Genomic DNA, 1,287 nt, shown 5'->3' on the forward strand with positions numbered 1-1,287 from the left:
TCACCGCACCGTCGTTGTAGAACTTCATGTAGTTCGGGTCGTCCCAGGTCTTGCCCATGCCGTTCTGGTAGCGGCCCAGGATGCGCTGGTTGATGGCGTCCACGCTGGTGTTGACGTAGCTCTTGTCGGCCACGGTCTCGGCCATCTTGTTTTTGTTGGAGAGGCTGGCGTCAATCCACTTGCCGGCTTCGATGATGGCGGCGGTCACGGCGCGCGCTGTATTGGGGTATTTTTTGACGAAGTCGGCCGTGGTGCCMAGCACTTTTTCAGGGTGGTCTTTCCAGACGTCCTGGGTGGTCACGGCGGTCACGCCTATGCCGTCGATGATGGCGCGGTGGCCCCAGGGCTCGCCCACGCAGAAGCCGTCCATGTTGCCCACGCGCATGTTGGCCACCATTTGCGGTGGCGGCACGGTGATGACCTTGGCGTCCTTCATCGGGTTGATGCCGTTGGCGGCCAGCCAGTAGTAAAGCCACATGGCGTGCGTGCCGGTCGGGAAGGTCTGGGCGAAGGTGTATTCGCGCTTGTCGCTGGCCATGAGCTTGGCCAGGCCCGGGCCGTCGATGGCGCCCTTGTCGGCCAGTTTCTTGGACAGCGTGATGGCCTGGCCGTTGTTGTTGAGCGTCATCAGCACAGCCATGTCTTTCTTGGGGCCGGCTGTGCCCATGTGGACGCCGTAGACCAGGCCGTAGAGCACATGGGCGAAGTCCAGTTCGCCGTTGACCAGCTTGTCGCGTACGCCGGCCCAGCTGGCTTCCTTGGTCGGGATGATCTTGACGCCGTATTTCTGGTCAATGCCCAGCACTGAGGCCATGACCACCGAGGCGCAGTCGGTCAGCGGAATGAAGCCGATCTTGACTTCCTTCTTCTCTGGTGCGTCTGAGCCCTGGGCATAGACGGCAGCGCGCAGGGCGGGGTTGATGCCCACGGCGCCCACGGCCGCGGCCTGCAGCACGGTACGGCGAGTCAGCGAAGATTTCAGCAGTTCAGTCATGTCAGCGGCTCCTGATAGTTAAAACGAAAGACAAAAACAAAAAGGCGCTCGACCCGGGCAACACGTTGAACGTGATGCAGGGTGCGAACGCCTTTGTTCCTTGGGGGCACCACACACTTCGCCATTGAAGTGCTGTGCCGGTTGGCCATCTTTGACCAGTGCCTAGGGCATTGCAAAAGCTGTGCCAGCGATGCTGAGTGCTGTGACAGCGGGTCGTTTTGAGAAGGGAAAGTGCCCGGACGCACTGCCTGCACCAGTGGCTGCGGGGAAAGGCGGTGCGAGGCGGTGGTTTG

The 1,287-nt window shown here is 61.4% G+C and carries 2 protein-coding genes; both read right to left on the reverse strand.

Annotated elements, in window-relative coordinates; all coding sequences use genetic code 11:
- A partial coding sequence (locus AC1DWI_RS23545) for a CmpA/NrtA family ABC transporter substrate-binding protein (protein WP_477725961.1) occupies positions 1 to 994 on the reverse strand: 994 nt, incomplete at its 3' end.
- The coding region (locus tag AC1DWI_RS23550) for a hypothetical protein (protein ID WP_477725962.1) at positions 991 to 1,287 on the reverse strand (297 nt) is incomplete at its 5' end. The genes AC1DWI_RS23550 and AC1DWI_RS23545, both read right to left, overlap by 4 nt.

Source organism: Polaromonas sp. P3_C2 (assembly GCF_056402675.1).